At 71.7% G+C, this 16,279-nt stretch carries 8 protein-coding genes and 2 pseudogenes; 9 read left to right on the top strand and 1 reads right to left on the bottom strand.

All coding sequences use genetic code 11. The features are described from left to right. Positions 1-93 precede the first annotated feature (93 nt). From MTDSW087_RS12055 to MTDSW087_RS12015, 9 genes and pseudogenes are all read left to right on the top strand, one after another. Positions 94-492: pseudogene (locus tag MTDSW087_RS12055) on the top strand (NAD(P)H-dependent oxidoreductase); the annotation flags it as partial. Positions 493-825: 333 nt separating this feature from the next. Beyond that, positions 826-3,258 carry a response regulator gene (locus MTDSW087_RS12050; protein ID WP_144764115.1) on the top strand — a complete coding sequence of 811 codons (2,433 nt, stop codon included), beginning with the start codon at positions 826-828 and terminating at the stop codon, positions 3,256-3,258. Positions 3,259-3,447: 189 nt separating this feature from the next. Next, positions 3,448-4,221, top strand: coding sequence for a cellulose biosynthesis protein BcsS (gene bcsS, locus MTDSW087_RS12045; protein WP_373322029.1), 774 nt, complete (start codon positions 3,448-3,450; stop codon positions 4,219-4,221). A 633-nt stretch (positions 4,222-4,854) separates the two neighbouring features. Then, a complete protein-coding gene (gene bcsA, locus MTDSW087_RS12040; RefSeq protein ID WP_238179489.1) occupies positions 4,855-7,353 on the top strand; it encodes a UDP-forming cellulose synthase catalytic subunit in 2,499 nt (832 codons plus the stop codon). A gap of 10 nt (positions 7,354-7,363) precedes the next feature. Then, positions 7,364-9,997: a cellulose biosynthesis cyclic di-GMP-binding regulatory protein BcsB gene (locus MTDSW087_RS12035; protein WP_144764109.1), complete on the top strand. Its 2,634-nt coding sequence runs from the start codon at positions 7,364-7,366 to the stop codon at positions 9,995-9,997. After that, positions 9,994-11,157 carry a family 8 glycosyl hydrolase gene (locus MTDSW087_RS12030; RefSeq protein WP_144764107.1) on the top strand — a complete coding sequence of 388 codons (1,164 nt, stop codon included), beginning with the start codon at positions 9,994-9,996 and terminating at the stop codon, positions 11,155-11,157. The genes MTDSW087_RS12035 and MTDSW087_RS12030 overlap by 4 nt, the downstream gene beginning before the upstream one ends. After that, entirely contained in the window at positions 11,142-13,103 is a 1,962-nt protein-coding gene (locus tag MTDSW087_RS12025; RefSeq protein ID WP_144764105.1) for a hypothetical protein, read from the top strand. The genes MTDSW087_RS12030 and MTDSW087_RS12025 overlap by 16 nt, the downstream gene beginning before the upstream one ends. An 86-nt stretch (positions 13,104-13,189) precedes the next feature. Beyond that, positions 13,190-14,137 carry a cellulose biosynthesis protein BcsN gene (gene bcsN, locus MTDSW087_RS12020; RefSeq protein WP_186383818.1) on the top strand — a complete coding sequence of 316 codons (948 nt, stop codon included), beginning with the start codon at positions 13,190-13,192 and terminating at the stop codon, positions 14,135-14,137. A 214-nt stretch (positions 14,138-14,351) separates the two neighbouring features. After that, positions 14,352-14,696, top strand: a pseudogene (locus MTDSW087_RS12015) (integrase core domain-containing protein); the annotation flags it as partial. A gap of 108 nt (positions 14,697-14,804) precedes the next feature. On the opposite strand, the gene MTDSW087_RS12010 reads toward MTDSW087_RS12015, so the two are convergent. Then, the gene (locus MTDSW087_RS12010) at positions 14,805-15,803 is read right to left on the bottom strand and encodes a helix-turn-helix domain-containing protein (RefSeq protein WP_144764103.1); all 999 of its coding nucleotides are present in this window, start codon (positions 15,801-15,803) and stop codon (positions 14,805-14,807) included. Between the last annotated feature and the right edge of the window lie 476 nt (positions 15,804-16,279).

Raw genomic sequence — 16,279 nt, 5'->3', positions numbered from 1 at the left:
CCCTCGTCAGCCTGCCCACCCTGGCAGCCTGATCCTCCCGGCCCAAGCCGGTGATCGCGATGGCTCTCAACGAGCTACACCACGCCAAGGGACACGACCACAGCCGCTCACATCGCCGCACTTCAAGCCGCGGAAGCCCTGGTCTTTGTCTACCCGACCTGGTGGTTCGGTATGCCCGCCATGCTGAAGGGCTGGATCGATCGGATCTGGCTGCCTGGCATCGCGTTCCGGCTCGCTGGCCCGAAGGTGTTGCAGCCTCTGCTCACGAACATCCGCAGCATCACCGTCGTCACCACCTATGGCTCGCCTCGCTGGCTGCTCTGGCTTGTCGGCTGGCCGGACTGGCGCCTGTTCCGACGTGGCATCCGGACCTTGTGCGCGCCGCGCTGCCGCCTGGAATGGTTGGCCCTGACGAACATGGACGCCTGCACGGCGGATGCGCGAGAGCGCTTCATCGGAAAAGTGCGTCGGCGCTTGGCAGCGCATCGCTAGAGCCGCGCCCGATCGCGTTGCGACGGGGCACGGCTCCAAGCCTTTGTTTTGACGCGCTCTCTTGCGCCGAACCGGCATCCACTTCGGCGGAGAGCGCTCTAACGTCGACCTCCTCGCGACGCGACACCGGCGTCGACGCGTTCCGTCGTTCGCGACCCTCGGGACCTCGGCGATGCCGTCTGTTCCGCCCGCCAAGCCCGGCACCTCGGCGTGCTGGCGCAGGCCGGCGGATGCCGCGTTAACCCGCTCTTAAGCGCTTCCGGCCCTGGTCTGATACCTAGGATCCCGCTCCCGGTATCCTGCGGTCGGCGAGCGGTGCCGGCGGAGCCCCCCATGCTGGAATCCGCGCGCATCTCGCTCAGGGCCCTGAACGCGGTGCAGCTCGCGGCCATCGCGGCGGCGGCGCTCCTGCTTGCCTGGATGGCCGCGACCGTCACCGCCGGCAGCCCCGACGCGGAGGGCCAGCGCCGGGTGCTGCTCGCGGCGGCGCGCGCCTTCGCGGAATCGGCCGATGCCGACCTGCGCGTGAGCGTGGCGGATGCGCGCAACGCCGCGCTCCTGCTGCGCGCCGACGAGTCCGGCCTGTCCGATCCCGAGCGCTCGGCCCTCCTGGAGGATTGGCTGCGGCACTCCCCCCGCTACCACGACGTCTCCCTGATCAGCCCGGCCGGCACCGTGCGGGCCTCCAGCGACAGCACCCGACTGGGGACCAGCGTGCCGCGGCAGCCCTGGCTCGCGCGGGCACGCGACGCCCAGGCCTTTCTCGCGGCCGGCGACGCGGCCTCGGCCACGCCCGTGGAAATCGTCCTGCCGCTCGGCCAGCCCGGGCGCTCCGCCTGGCTTCAGCTGCGCCTCAGCCACGCCTTCTTCTCCGACCTCGCCGCGCGGGCGGGCCGCAGCCTCGATCTCGCCGAGGTGCCGGGCTTCACGGTCACGGGGGCGGACGGGCGGATCCTCGCCGGGGGGGCGGCAGCCGGCCAGGAGGCCGGCCGCCTCGCGGCCTCCGTGCCGATGCGCGGCCACGGCGAGTTCGCGAGCCCGGGCTGGCTGGTCACGGCCTCGATGCCGCCGATGGCGGAGCCGGCCGGGGCCGGGCGCTGGATCCCGCCGATGCCGCTCCTCGGCCTCGGCCTCGTCGCGGTGCTCGCGGCCGCCGGTCTCGGCTACGCCCTCGGCGGCCGGGCCGCGCAGCCGCTGCAGCGTCTGGCGGGCGAGCCGGGCGAGGCCGGCCCCGAGGCGGCGTCCCGGGTGCGCGAGATCGCGGCGCTCGCCGGCTCGCTGGCCGGGCGGGCGCGGAGCGCGGACCTGCGCCTCGCGCAGGCCGGCACCGGGCTCGATCGGATCCAGGGCCGGCTGCAGACCTTCGAGGCCATGTCGGGCTGGACCTGCTGGGAGATCGACCCGGAGACGCGCCAGGCCGCCCGCTCGGATCCGGATCGCGGCGGCCTGCCCCTCGCGGCCGACCGCGTCACCGACCTGCGCAACCTGGCGGCGCGCTTCGATCCGGCCGACCGCCCGCTCTTCGATCTCGCCCTGGAGGCGGCCCGCGGCTCCGACGGGCCGCACGACGTCGTGCTGCGCACCCGCGCGGACGGGCCGGAGGCCGGCCGCCGCATCCTGGTGCGCTTCCGCGGCGACGCGGCCGGCACCGGCCGGGTCCACGCCCTGAGCCGGGAGATCGCGGAGGGCGCGGTGTCCGAGACGGCCGAGGGACTGAACGAGCGGCGCCGCAACCTGGTCCTGCGCCAGGTCACCGACGGCATCGTGCACGATTTCAACGACGTCCTCACGGTCGTGCTCGCCAATCTCGGCGTGCTCCGGCGCCGGACCCTCGACCCCGACCAGGCCCGGCTCGTGGACGCGGCGCTCGCCGGCGCCCGGCGCGGGGCCGCGCTGACCCGGCGGGTGCTCAACCTCGTGCGCGGGGACGGCGACGGGCCGGCCGCCTGCGACGTCGCCGAGACCGCGGGCTCGGCCCTCGCCTTCCTGCAGGCGAACATCCTGCGCGAGATGCCGGTGGTGAACCGCATCCCGGACGGGCTGCCGCCCGCGCTCTGCACGGAGCGCGTCCTCGAGGTCGCGCTGCTGAACCTCGCCTTCCACATCCGCGACCAGGGGCTCCACGGCTTCGCGATCGGCGCCGCCGCCCACGAGGCCGAGGCGCCGACGAGCTTCGGCCTGCCGGCCGGCTCCTACCTGCGCCTGCTCGTCGCGAGCGGGCGCCGTCCGCCCGGCGCCGTGATGCGCGCAGGCCCCGGGCGCGCGCTCGAGACGGTGGCCGGGCTCCTCGCCGAGGCCGGCGCGGGCTGGCGCGTCGAATCGGACGGGACCGGCGCGGACGCGTTCCTGGCCGAGATCTGGCTGAAGGCCGGGGCGCCCGCCGCGGAGCCGGAGACGGCGCCGTCGGGGCTGCGCATCCTGCTGGTCGAGAGCGACGGCCTCGTCCGCGCGAGCCTCGCCGAGGCGCTGGCCGATCTCGGCCACATCGTGGTCCAGGCCGCCTCCGGGCAGCACGCCCTCGACCTGCTCCACGCGGATGCGGCCTTCGAGGCGATGATCGCCGACCAGTCGATGCCGGTGATGACCGGCCTGCAGCTCGCCGCGACGGTGGTGGAGCGCTATCCCGCGATCCGCGTGATCCTGGCGAGCCCGCACGGCCAGCTCCCGGCCGCGGCGCGGCAGTTCCTCCAGCTCGACAAGCCCTTCCGGCAGACCGACCTCGTCGCCGTGCTCGGCGCGGCGGCGCCCCGGAAGCAGGCGGCCTGACCCGGCCGAACCCGCGCTGAGCACAGGCCGGCGCGTGGCCTCCCACAGGTCTCGCAAAGATGGGGCCCTCGCTTTTCGTCGATCCGGGCAGCCTTCCGTTAACCTTCACTGTCGATAAATCGGTGCGTGAGTGCCCGAGAGCACCGGGAGTGAGCGGCCTTGCTTTCACGCAGCCAGCAACGACACGGCCTGACTTTCAGCGTTGCTGTTCTCGCCGCGTGGACGCTGGTGGCGGCGAGTGAGGTCCGCGCGGCCGACCCGCCCGCACGGGCCGGCGGCGCGGTCGACTGGTACACCGGCGCCCAGCAGCAGGCGGTCGACGACAGCTGGGCGGTGGCGGTGGACGGCTCGACCAGCGTCACCTCGAACAGCTCCGCCTTCGGCTCCGTCACGGTCACCGCCCCGCTCGCGGGCACGCCCACGCAGAGCGGCCCGCGGGTGCGCGTCGAGGGCGTCGCCGGGACCTACTCCTATCCGGGCCAGGCGGTCGCCTCGCGCGTGACCGGCTACCAGCAGGAGGGCTCCGTCCTCACCGGCTACGAGTGGGTCTGGCGGGAGGCTGCGCTCGCCGGCTACATCGGCTTCAACGTCCGCAGCAACCAGCTCTCGATCCTCGATCCGGGCAACCCGGTGGTCGGGACCGGGATCGGCTTCAAGGTCGCGGCGAACTTCTACGCGAACCCGACCGACCGCACGATGGTCTCGGCCTACGGCTCGTACTCGACCAAGTTCAACGCCTACTACTCGCGCTTCCGCGTCGGCTACATGGTCGCGGACGGGGTCTATATCGGCCCTGAGGCGCTGTTCCTCGGCGACGACTTCTTCCGGCAGTACCGGGTCGGCGGCCATCTCTCCGGCCTGACGTTCGGGCCCGTGCAGATGTCGCTCGCGGTGGGCTACGTGCAGGACCGGGTCCAGGGCTCGGGCTACTATTCGAGCATCGAGGCCCGCGCCAACTTCTGAGAGCCCGTGCGAGCGGGATCGATCGACTGATCGTCCTGCGGAGACTCGGTTCATCCCATCCACCTCCCCCTCATCCTGAGAGCCTGTTTGAGGGGATCGCGCAGGCGTTCACGCCGCTGATCCCCTCCGCGACCTCATCCTGAGGTGCCGCAGCGAAGCGGAGGCCTCGAAGGAGGCCTCCAGAAGGCTCCGAGATGCCTGGAGGCCTCCGTCGAGGCTCGGCCGTCGCCGAGCGCCGCAGGATGAGGTGGTTTGGTCGGCCGAGCCGCTCAGGCAGGCTCCGCAGGCCGGAGCCCTGCCGGGCGGCGCGATCCAGGCCGCGATTGCATTCCATGCGAATTTCGTGAGCCGGGGCATGAATCTGGGAAGGCAACGCGTGCGCGTGCACGTGATCGCCCCGGGTGCATCGAAGTTAACCCGCTGTTACGCATGATCGATCACCGCCGCCCGATCTGAGGAGCGTCGCGACGTTGCTTCGGTTGACGAGGGAGGGCGTTGCGCAGGATCCACACTGTTCGAGATGCAGCGCATTGTCAGCATGCCCTCATCAGGGAATTGTCGTAAGCCGATGGTGGGCCTGACGGCGGTTCGGGAGAGGCAGGCGTGATCGGTGCGGTGCGGTGGCTGGCATGGATGGGGACGACGGCCGCCGGCCTCGTCCTCCTGAGCCAGCCCGTCGGCACCCAGAACCAGCTCGCGATGAGCCTCGCCGCCATGGCGGCGATGGTGCTTCTCTGGGTCTTCCTCGACGGGCCGCGCACGCGCTTCGTGTTCCTGGCCCTGGGGAGCCTCGTGGTGCTCCGCTACATCCTGTGGCGCCTCACCGACACGCTGCCCTCGCCGGGCGATCCCGTCAGCTTCGGTTTCGGCCTGCTCCTGCTCTGCGGCGAGCTCTACTGCGTCTTCATCCTGTTCGTGAGCCTGATCATCAACGCCGAGCCGCTCCGGCGCCGGCCGCCCCCCGCCGCGGCGGCGGCCGCGCTGCCGAGCGTCGACGTGTTCGTGCCGAGCTACAACGAGGGCGCCTCGATCCTGGCGATGACCCTGGCTGCGGCGCGGCAGATGAACTACCCGCCCGACAAGCTCACGGTCTGGCTCCTCGACGACGGCGGCACCGACCAGAAATGCGCCGATCCCGACCCCGAGAAGGCCGCGGCGGCGCGGGCCCGCCGGGCCGAGCTGCAGGGGCTCTGCGAGAATCTCGGCGCCCGCTACCTCACCCGGGCCCGCAACGCGCACGCCAAGGCGGGCAACCTGAACAACGGCCTCGCCTTCGCCACGGGCGAGATCGTGGTGGTGCTCGATGCCGACCACGTCCCGTTCCGGTCCTTCCTCAGCGAGACCATCGGATATTTCGCGGAGGACCCGAAGCTCTTCCTCGTGCAGACGCCGCACGCCTTCCTCAACCCGGACCCGATCGAGCGGAACCTGCGCACCTTCGAGCGCATGCCCTCCGAGAACGAGATGTTCTACGCGGTGACGCAGGCCGGCCTCGACAAGTGGAACGGCTCGTTCTTCTGCGGCTCGGCGGCCCTGCTGCGCCGCTCGGCCCTCGACGAGGCGGGCGGCTTCTCCGGCATGACCATCACCGAGGATTGCGAGACCGCCTTCGAGCTGCATTCCCGCGGCTGGACCAGCGCCTACGTCGACAAGCCGCTCATCGCCGGCCTGCAGCCGGAGACCCTGTCGGCCTTCATCGGCCAGCGCTCGCGCTGGTGCCAGGGCATGTTCCAGATCCTGCTGCTCAAGAATCCCGCTTTTCAGAAGGGCCTCAAGCCGATCCAGAAGGTCGCCTACCTGTCGAGCATGACGTTCTGGTTCTTTCCGGTGCCGCGGCTGATCTTCATGTTCGCGCCGCTGCTGCACATCTTCTTCGATTTGAAGATCTTCGTCGCCAGCGTCGATGAATCGATCGCCTACACGGCGACCTACATCGTCATCAACCTGATGATGCAGAACTACGTCTACGGCAAGTTCCGCTGGCCCTTCGTCTCGGAGCTCTACGAGTATGTCCAGGGCCTGTACCTGGTGAAGGCGATCGGCTCCGTGGTCCTGTCGCCGCGCAAGCCGACCTTCAACGTGACCGACAAGGGCGTGTCGCTCGACCACGACCACCTGTCCTCGGCGGCGTTCCCGTTCTTCGCCGTCTATGCCCTGCTGCTGGTGGGCTGCGGCGTGGCGGCATGGCGCTACCTGTTCGAGCCGGGCGTGACCAACCTGATGCTGGTCGTCGGGCTGTGGAACTTCTTCAACCTCCTGACGGCGGGGGCCGCCCTCGGGGTCTGCGCCGAGCGGCGCCAGGCCGAGCGGACGCCCTCGCTGCCGGTCCGCCGCCAGGGCCGCCTGACCCTCAGCGACCGGGTGGTGGACGTGGCGATCGAGCGGGTCTCGGCGGAGGCCTGCACGATCCGCATGCCGGCGGCGCTCCTGCCGGCCGGTGCGGGCCATCGCCGGTCGGCGGGATCGCTGAGCGTGACGCCGGTCGCCGGGGCGCGCCCGGGCGGGGCGCTCGCGGTGACCCTGGAGACGGTCAGCCGCAGCGGCGACGAGGCGGTCTGCCGGCTCGCCTTCGACGCGCTGCGCAGCCAGGACTACGTGGCGCTCGCCGGCCTGATGTACGGCGACGCCGAGGCGATGCGGCGCTTCCAGCTGCGCCGCCGCCGCCACAAGGACATCCTCACGGGCACCCTCCAGTTCGTCTGGTGGGGGCTGGTCGAGCCCCTGCGGGCCCTGCGCTACGCCTTCGCCGGGGACGCCCGGCCCGCCGCGCTCGCGGCCCTCACGGCGCAATCCCCGATCTACGACGCCCCCGAGCAGGCGCCGGCCGGGGCGCCCCTGCCCGACCTGAGGCCGGCATCGCCCCTCGGCCATGCGGAGCGGGCCGTGGTGCCGGCCGCGACGGAGGGCCAGTTCGCGGGCCAAGGCGCAGGCCAGATCGCGGGCCAAGGCGCAGGCCAAGTCCCGGGCCACGTCGCAGGCCAAGTCCCGGGTCACGTCGCAGGCCAGGCAGCCGGCCAGGCAGCCAGCCAAGTCGGCTCCCAGCCCACGGGCGACTGGGTGCGCCAGATGCTCGACTACGAGAACGAGCGCGCTCTGTCCGGACGGACCGGCCCGCGCACGGGCCAGGCATGACGGCGGCCCGATGATCCGAGCCCGCGCTTCCCTGCTCCGGTGCCGCCTGCGCCCCCTCGCCCTCGCGGCCGGCCTCGCCCTGGGCTGGACCGGCCCGGCCAACCTCGGCGCCGCGGCGCAGAGCTTCCTCGGCTCGGGGCCGGCCGAGCGGCTCACGGTGCCGCCGTCCGGCGATGCCCTGCGGGTGCCCGCCCAGCCCGCGGGACCGGCCAACACTGCGGGGTCGGCCAGCTCCGTGGGACCGGCCGGCCCCGCGGGACCAGCAAAGCCCGCGCCGGCCGAGGGGGGCGCGGAGGCGGCCCGGCGCGCGCCCGTCCAGGCGACGATCCCGGCGGCCCGGCGCCTGCCGGCCGGCACCCGCGGCTACCGCCTGTCCGGCGAGGAGGACGTGCTGCGCTTCCCCGTCTACCTGACGGACGCGCAGGCCCGCGGGGCGGCGCGCCTGCGCGTCTCCTACCTCTCCGCCATCTCGGTGGCGCCGGAATTCTCGGAGCTCACCGGGCTCGTCAACGGCACGAAGGTCGGCTGGACGCGGATCCAGGCGCCCGGCGCCGTGAAGGTGGTCGAGTTCACGATCCCCGAGGGCGTGCTGCGGGGCGGCTACAACGCGGTGACGTTCACGGCGAGCCAGCGCCACCGGGTCGATTGCTCGACCGAGGCCACCTACGAGCTCTGGACGCAGATCGACCCCTCGCGCTCGGGCCTCGTCGTGGCCCCGGCGGCCGATCTCGACGTGCGCTCCCTGGCGGCCCTGGAACCGGACGAGAGCGGGGCGCTGCCGGTCGGCGTCCTGCTCGGCGAGAAGCCGAGCCTCGAGCGGCTGGGGCGGATGATCGGCGCCGTGCAGGCGGTCGCCCTCGTGGGTCGCCTCGCGCGGCCGGCCGTGACCTTCGGGCCTCCGCTCACCGGCCGCATCGGCGTCAACCTCCTGGTCGGGACGGCGGCCGAGATCCGCGGGCAGGACGGCGCCGACGAGGTCGGGCCGATCGGCGGTCCCCGGCTCGCCCTGCTGCCGGCGCGGGCGAACCGGGCGCCGACCCTCGTCGTCACCGGAGCCGGCGGCGACGATGTCGACCGGGCGATCGCGCAGCTCGCCGCGGCCCGGGACAGCGCCGGCCCCTCCGCCGGCACCCCGGCCGGGGCGGTGCTCGCACCCCTGACCCGCGGCTACGAGGTCTTCGGCGGCGAGAGCCTCGGCCTGCAAGCCCTCGGCATCGCCAGCCGCGAGTTCAGCGGGCGCCTCCTGCGCATCGGGTTCGAGCTGCGCTTCCCGGCCGATTTCGTCCCCGCCGATTACGGCAAGGTGATGCTGCACCTCGCGGGTGGCTACGCGGCCGGCCTCGATCCGAGCGCGCAGATCGTCGTGGACATCAACGGGCGCAACGCCGCGAGCGTGCCGCTGCCCTATTCCCGCGGCGAGGTCTTCGAGGACACGGCGATCCCCCTGCCCCTGAGCCTGTGGCGGCCGGGCCTGAACCGGGTGGAGATCAGCGCACAGCTTCCGACCGGCGCGGACCGCGCCTGCGACACGCTCTCCCCGGCCGCCCGGCAGGCCCGCTTCCTGTTCCTCGACCGCACCCGTCTCGAGATCCCGGCGCTCGCCCGGGCCGTGCGCAGCCCCGACCTCGCCGCCGTGAAGGCGGGGGCCGTGCCGTTCGTGGCGCCGGGCCCGCGTCCGCGCCTCGTCCTGCCGACGCCCGACCGGGATTCGGCGGATGCCGCCGCGACCCTCGCGGCCCGGCTCGCCATGGCGGCCGACCGCGTCATCGACTTCGAGGTGGTCTCCGACCTGCGCACCGGGGGCGGCGGCGCGAATCTCGTGGTGGCGCCCGCGCGCGCCCTCGACCCCGCCGTCCTCGAGGCGGTCGGGCTCGATCCGGACGAGATCCGCCGGATCTGGGAGGGGCGCGCCGAGACCGTGGCCACGCCCGGACCGTTCGGGGCCGAGGGCGTGCTGACCCTCGACCGGCTTCGCCGCAACCTGCCGATGCGCTGCGCCCTGCCGCCCGCGGCCGTGCCGGTCCGCGTCGCCGCCGCGCCGGTGCCGACTCCGCAGTCGACGCCCGCGCCGCAGCCCCCACCCCGCACGGCGCCCGCGCCGCCGGCCAGCGACCAGGAACTCGTCGCCCGCTGGGACGAGTCGCTGCGCGGCGCCAATTCCATCACGCAGATCCTGTCGGAGGCCTGGCAGACCCTCGCGCGGGGGACCCGCGAGGCGGCCGACGCCCTGGCGGGCCGGATGCAGGCCCCAGCCTCCGCCATGCGCCCGGATCCGCGGGCCTCCCTCATCCTGGCGGAGCGTGGCGGCGCCCGCCTCACCGACAGCACGATCCTCGTCACCGCGCCCAATCCCTCCATGCTGAAGGCCTCGGTGTCCTGTCTCGTCGATCCGGTGGTCTGGACCCGGCTCACCGGGCGGGCCGCCTTCCTCGACGCCTCGGACGGCAGCCTCAGCCTCGTGCAGCCGGAGCGCGTCGGGCTGATCGAGACGCGGGCGCGGAGCCTGCCGAACCTGCGTCTGGTCTCGGCCGCCTGGCTCTCGCTCAACCCGGCGGCCTATGTGGGCATGACGCTGGCCATGGCCGTCTGCCTCGGCCTCGCCACCACCGGCCTCGTGCGCCATCTCGGCCGGAGGAACCCATGACGCGCCCGAACCGGTCCGGAAGCCGGGCCGCGGCCGTCGCTGCGGCGCTCGCGCTGTCCTGCGCCGCGGCGGCGGGACAGGAGAGCAGCCCCGTGCCGCCCGCCACCGCTCTGCCCGGTCCGCCCCGCGCCGAGGCGCCGGCGCGTCCCGCATCCGGCCCCCTGCTCGCGGGCGCCCTCGGCGACGACGAGGCCTGGCGGACCTACCGCGCCCGCTTCGTCACCGAGCAGGGCCGCGTGATCGATACGGCCAACGGCATGATCAGCCACAGCGAGGGCCAGGGCTACGGCATGCTCCTGGCGGTCGCGGCCGGGGACCGGCCGACCTTCGAGCGGATCTGGGGCTGGACCCGGGCGAACCTCATGGTGCGCTCGGACGAGCTCCTGGCCTGGCGCTGGTCGCCCGATCAGCGCCCGGCGGTCGCCGACATGAACAACGCCACCGACGGCGACATCCTCGTCGCCTGGGCGCTCCTCGAGGCGGCCGAGGCCTGGGGCGAGGCCGCCTACAGGACCGCCTCGCGGCGGATCGCCGTCGAGTTCGGGCGCAAGTCCATCCTGTTCAAGGATCCGCGCGGGGCGCTCCTGCTGCCCGCCGTCTCCGGCTTCGCCCCCCCCACCCGCCCGGACGGGCCGCTCATCAACCTGTCCTATTGGATCTTTCCGGCCTTCCAGCGCCTGAGCATCGTCGCGCCCGAATACGACTGGCCGGCCCTCGTCCGGAGCGGACTGGCCTTCCTGCGCGCGTCCCGGTTCGGACCGAGCAGCCTGCCCACCGAATGGATCTCGGCCAAGGAGGAGCTGCGGCCGGCCGACGGCTTCCCGGCCCTGTTCTCCTACAACGCGATCCGCATCCCGCTCTACCTGGCCTGGGCCGGCGTCGGACGGCCGGAGGATTACGCCGCATTCCAGACGCTCTGGAGCGGGATCGACCGCGAGCGGCTTCCCATCGTCGACACGCGGGACGGGCGGCCGGTGGAGTGGCTGACCGAGCCCGGCTACACGGCCATTCCGGCGCTGGTCGCCTGCGCGGTCGACAACACACCTTTCCCGAGCGGCCTGAAGACGGTCCAGGGCGATCAGAACTACTATCCGGCAACCCTTCATCTGCTCGCGCTCGCGGCCGCCCGAATGCGTTACCCGTCATGCCTCAAGTCGTGAGGGCGCGCTCTCGCCGTCCCGCGGCCGTCGCCGCCCTGCTGCTCGCGGTCGCGCCTGCTGCTGCCCAGGGCACGCTGTCGGCACCGGAACCGGCGCCGCGCATCGTCTACGGGGACGGAGCCCGCGCTCCGGCGATCGTGGTCGATCCGGAGACCGCGGGCACGCCCGGCATGGTCGACGAGAGCGCGCTGCGCTACTACGCCTCCCAGAAGCAGACCGCCCGGATGAAGGCCGAGATCGCGCGCCTGAAGCGGCTCTATCCGGGCTGGACCGAGCCGGCCGACCTCGACAGCCTGCAGCCGAGCCCGCCCGAGGAGGCGCCCCTGTGGGACCTCTTCACGGCCGGCCGCTTCCAGGACCTGCGCGCTGCGATCGCGGCGCGGCGCTCGCTCGAGCCCTCTTGGCAGCCTTCCGAGGAGCTTGCGCGCAAGCTGCGTCGGGCAGAGTTCCGCAGCAGCGTCAGGACCTCCGCGGCTAAGAGCCCGGAGGAGGTCGTCGCCCTCTACCGTGCCGATCCGAGCGCCCTCGATCCGGCGGATGTGGAGAGCATCTGGTCGATCGCGGACGCCCTCGCGGCCGCTGGAGCGTCCGAGGACGCCTTCGCCCTCTACAAGTCCGTCCTCGACGGCAGCAGCGATTCCGGCGCACGGCTCGCGACGATCCAGAAGGCGATGGCCCATCTCAAGATGGATCAGGCCGAGCGCCTCATCGCCATGGGCCGCAAGGAGCCCCAGGGGGGCTCGGAATTCGAGGCGATCCGACTCGACATCACCCGCGCCCGCATCGCCGCCTTTCTCCACGACGAGCCGGCCGAAACGCCGACGCTGGCGGATCTCACGGCCTTCCAGGCCTATGCCCGCAAGATCGGTGACCCGAGCCAGACGGGCCTGCTCGGCTGGTACGCCTACAAGCGCCGCCAGTTCCGCGAGGCTCTGGAGTGGTTCAAGCTGGCGATCGCCCGTGGCGGCGACGCGATGGTCGCACACGGCCTCGCCCACACCCTGCGTGAACTCAACATGCTGCGCGAGGCCGAAGAGGTCGCCTATGCCTGGCGGGACCGCTTCGTGGGCAACGAGCTTCTCTTCATCGACATCCTTGAGCGCAAGCTGACGCTCGCGACGCCGCCCTTCATCGAGCCGGCCCGGATCGAGCGCTACGCCATGGTCGTGATCGCGAGCACGTCCGGCGAGGGTGCCCAGGGTCTGGCGTGGTACGCCTACAATTCCTGCCAGTTCGATACCGCGCTCGAATGGTTCCAGCGCGCGGTCGCCTGGATGCCGAGCGAAACCACGGTGTTCGGCTACGCGCTCACCCTGCAGCGGCTGAAGCGGCAGCGCCCCTATCTCGAGGTGATCAACCGCTACGACGGATTGTTCCCCAAGGTCGTCGACCTTCTGTTCCGCGAGGATCCCGGTGGCCCTCCGCTGCCCTGCGCGCAGCAGGCCGCACCGGCTCGCGCGGCCGCCACCGCGGCGGCCCGGCCCGAGCCGAAGCCCGAGGCCCCCGCCTATGGCCGCGTGCCACGGCCGGACGCGACCAGCATCGGCGCGAAGGCCGAGGTGAAGCCGCCATCCGTGCAGCGCAACGAGTTCCCCCTGGCCGTGCCCCTCGACAATCCCCTGCGGTATCCGCCGGCGTCGGTCCAGCGGGCGCTCGCGGAGGCTGCCGCCGGCGGAGCCTACGCGCGCGATGCCGCGACCGCGCGTCCGCCCCTCGTGGCGCGGCGCGTGCCGGGCGCCGGTGCGATGCCCTACGAGCGGTACGGCTACGCCTTGCTCCCGGGCTACAATGGGCTCGACAAGCCCGAGAGCCTCGGCTCGCCCCCCCAGGGAACGCTTTGGCAGGATCAGCAAGCCGAGCGCGGGCGCGGCACTGCGCCGGAGAGCGACCGCTTCTCCGTTCCGGGGCGCCTCTCCGGTGGCTCCAGCGAGAAGGGCGCGCCGTGATCCGGGATGTAGGGCCCGGCCTGCGCGCCGATACCCTGATCGGCGCCCTTGGATTCCTGGTCGCCTCCCTGGCCGCCACCCAAGCGATGGCCCAGCCCGTGCCGGTCCTGCGTCTTCCCGGAGCGGGGCCGGTCGGCGGCGTGGTGGAGACGCGCCTGCGCGACGGCTTCGACCAGCGCATCCGGTTCGAAGGCGGCGACGGTCGCAACCACGCCGAGATCGCGTTGCGCAACGAGACCGGCGATCTCCTGCTCGCCTTCCCTCCACGGCTCGCCAAGCCGAGCCAGTTCGGGATCGAGGGTGAGATCGCGGTCCGCTTCCCCGGCCAGATTCTGCGCGTCGTTCTCGCTCCGCGGCGAAACGCGTACGGTCCGGTCGGCATGGCGGTCGGCGCGGATTGCCTCTACGCATGGCAATGGTTCGAGCGGCCGAGCGCCGGTCAGCGCTCGGCGGACGGCCCGGGTGCGTTCGGCCCGCTGGTCCAGCCCACCCCCGGTCGTCGCGCGATGTCCCTGCGGATCCGGCTGTGCCGAACGGCCCTGGCGAGCCTCGATGATCTCATTGCGGCGGTCGAGCGCCTGACCATCAGCCTGCCCGACGCGGTGGTGATTCAGCGCCCCAACCGCCCGGTGGTCCGGCGGACGCCCTCTCCCCCCATGCGCGCAGCGAAGCGTCCCGCTCCGACCGAGGCAGAGCCGAAGCCGGCCGCGCAGCAGAAGCCGGCGCCCCTGCCGCCATCCGCGCCGCCGCCGCCCGCGCAACCGGCCCCGCCCAACACGCCGCCGACAACGGCCAATCCCGACGTCTCGGGCCGCCGCTACATCGCCCCGTCGGAGCCCCCCGAGATCGCGCCCTCCGAGCCGTCGGCATCGGGTCGGGCGCAACGCTTCATCACGGATGAGCATCGTTCAGCCGACCCGCCGAGTCGTGCGCTGATGCCGAATCCCGCCTCCGGTCGCGCGACAGGCGAGAGCCTGTCGCGCGACCTGCCGCCAGAAGCCTACAAGCCTCCTCCGGATCGGCGTGGCCGCTAGCTATTTGATCCCATGGTGTGGTGGTACGTTTGACCACCCTGCTGCGAGGGATGCGCTACGGGCCAAACTCTCCACGGCAGCGCCCGCACGACGGAGGCAGTTCGTCGCGCAATACAGCTACGTCAAGAGAGCGTGAGAGCGGCCACCAAGCGCTACGGCGTTAGCCCGACCACGATACATCCGGCCCCCTCTACAGCCGGCACATGCTCGATGTCGTGCTTGCCACGAGCACGACATCGAGCATCGCCTGACCAAGCCCAGCCATCCGTGGACCAACGGTCAAGTCGAGCGGACGAACCGCACCATCAAGGACGCGACAGTCAAGCGCTACCATTACGAGACCCACGAGCAGCTCCGGGCCCATCTCCAGCTGTTCGTGGACGCCTCCAACCACGCTCGTCGGCTGAAGACGCTTCGCGGCCTCACCCCATACGAGCATGGCCTTCAGGCCTGGACGAAAGAACCCGAACGCTTCAGGCTCGACCCGTCACACCACATCCCGGGACCATACACCGACCCAGTCTCGGAGGTTGGGCCGAACCCGACGGACCGGGTTTGATCCGGACACGATGCGGCACCTCGTCGTGGACGCCTGCGGCACGCCATCTGGTCTGCCGCTCACCGAGGCTGGACGGCTTTCTCGCTGCCGCCAAGTCGAGCGAGTACGTTACCTCAGCGACGCCCACCAGTCGGCGAAGATCGTGGATGCGTCTCCTCTGTCCAAATTCACAGCCAGTCCATCGAGGCGCGCCGATCGATAGTCTCCGGGTGTTATGCCGAATGCTGCCTTGAAGAGGCGTGTGCCGTGGCTATTGTTGGAAAATCCGCAATCATAGATCATCTCGGAGATCTTGCGCGTGTCATCGACGCGCCCCAGCACGCGCCGGAGCCTGGCGAGTCGCCGCGTTTGAATGAACTCCGCGATGCCGCCGACCGGCTCGAAAGCGCGATAGAGGCTTGACCGCGATCGGCCGACCGCACGCGCGACCTCGTCCGGCGTGACGCCGAGATGGGCGTCGATGAAGGCCTTGGCTCGAGATCGGCAAACGATGTCGGCCGAGGTTTCCGGCTGAGCTTGTTCGATGGACGATCGATCGGAGAGCGCGAGCCCGAGAAGATCGATCGCAACGCGTTCGATGCGGGGCGAGTCCGCGGGCCCAAGCAACGCCTCGTTGCGAAGACAGGATAGGATGAAATCCTTGAGCAGGACTGCCCGGCCGGGCGGCAGCACTGCGCCGTGGAGGCGCCTGGCTTCGCCCGTCGCGTCGAAGTGCTCGCGCGGCACGCTCAGCGTTATGATCTCGGCGTCGGGCGCATCCGTGCGCATCCACTGCGTCATGTCGATGAGCGCCAGCGCTCCGGGTTCGACCTCCCGCTCGCCATGCACGGTCGTGACCCAGAACGAGCCCCGGAGCGCCAGCTGTACGGTGAAGTGATCGAAGCCGTTGCGGGCCACGCGCTTCGGACTGCGCGCATGGCTGACACTCTTCAGCTTGCGATCGAAGGCCAGGATCTCGCCGAGCCGATGCGCCTCGACTGCAACCGAGAAGTCGTCACCGAGGCGGCTGACATCCGCAACGGGAGCGTAAAGGTCATGGTAGGCCGTGAACCTGGCTTCGCTGAGCTCGCGGCCGGTCGCCGTGGAGAAGGTGACGCGTTGTGCCATTGTTCCAGATGCAACCCTCTACCCGCCACCCTCCGGACCGAACGTCTCATACGACATCCGGGTGATCCCTTCGGATGGCGGATGTCGCCTTCGCTCAAGCGCCGCGCGGGGCTTGCTGCTACCGCGTCCGGTCTGATCAACCGGACGCGGTAGCAGCTGGAGGGGTCGTCAATCAGGCAAGGCCTGTTCCGCTGCTGTAGATCGCCCTAAAGCCGGTCTGTCGGTCCTGCATCTAGACATTTAATTTCGGTTTTGTTTTAAACGAGAAGTCCATTCCCACTTCGGCACATCCTGCCAGCAAGGGGCTACTCATCTGACCCGTCCGCCTTGAGCGTCCCCTTACGGCTTCTCACATCCTCCCAGCACTCTGAGGACGACATGTAGAGGCCGTTGCTGCTTGGGTTGCATTCCATCATTACGGCCGAAGGATGGTCAGAGGATCAGGATCGTGAACCGCATGCCGCGTTGGCACGAGC

This window comes from Methylobacterium dankookense, from assembly GCF_902141855.1.
In the GTDB taxonomy this organism is placed as follows: Bacteria; Pseudomonadota; Alphaproteobacteria; order Rhizobiales; family Beijerinckiaceae; genus Methylobacterium; species Methylobacterium dankookense.
This window is presented reverse-complemented; position numbering and strand designations above follow the sequence as displayed.

Excerpts from the sequence above, each read along its gene's own strand:
- MTDSW087_RS12050 (WP_144764115.1), top strand. The coding sequence starts at position 826 with ATGCTGGAATCCGCGCGCATCTCGCTCAGGGCCCTGAACGCGGTGCAG.
- MTDSW087_RS12030 (WP_144764107.1), top strand. The coding sequence starts at position 9,994 with ATGACGCGCCCGAACCGGTCCGGAAGCCGGGCCGCGGCCGTCGCTGCG.
- MTDSW087_RS12025 (WP_144764105.1), top strand. The coding sequence starts at position 11,142 with ATGCCTCAAGTCGTGAGGGCGCGCTCTCGCCGTCCCGCGGCCGTCGCC.
- MTDSW087_RS12035 (WP_144764109.1), top strand. The coding sequence starts at position 7,364 with ATGATCCGAGCCCGCGCTTCCCTGCTCCGGTGCCGCCTGCGCCCCCTC.
- bcsN (WP_186383818.1), top strand. The coding sequence starts at position 13,190 with ATGGCCCAGCCCGTGCCGGTCCTGCGTCTTCCCGGAGCGGGGCCGGTC.
- MTDSW087_RS12010 (WP_144764103.1), bottom strand. The coding sequence starts at position 15,803 with ATGGCACAACGCGTCACCTTCTCCACGGCGACCGGCCGCGAGCTCAGC.
- bcsA (WP_238179489.1), top strand. The coding sequence starts at position 4,855 with ATGGGGACGACGGCCGCCGGCCTCGTCCTCCTGAGCCAGCCCGTCGGC.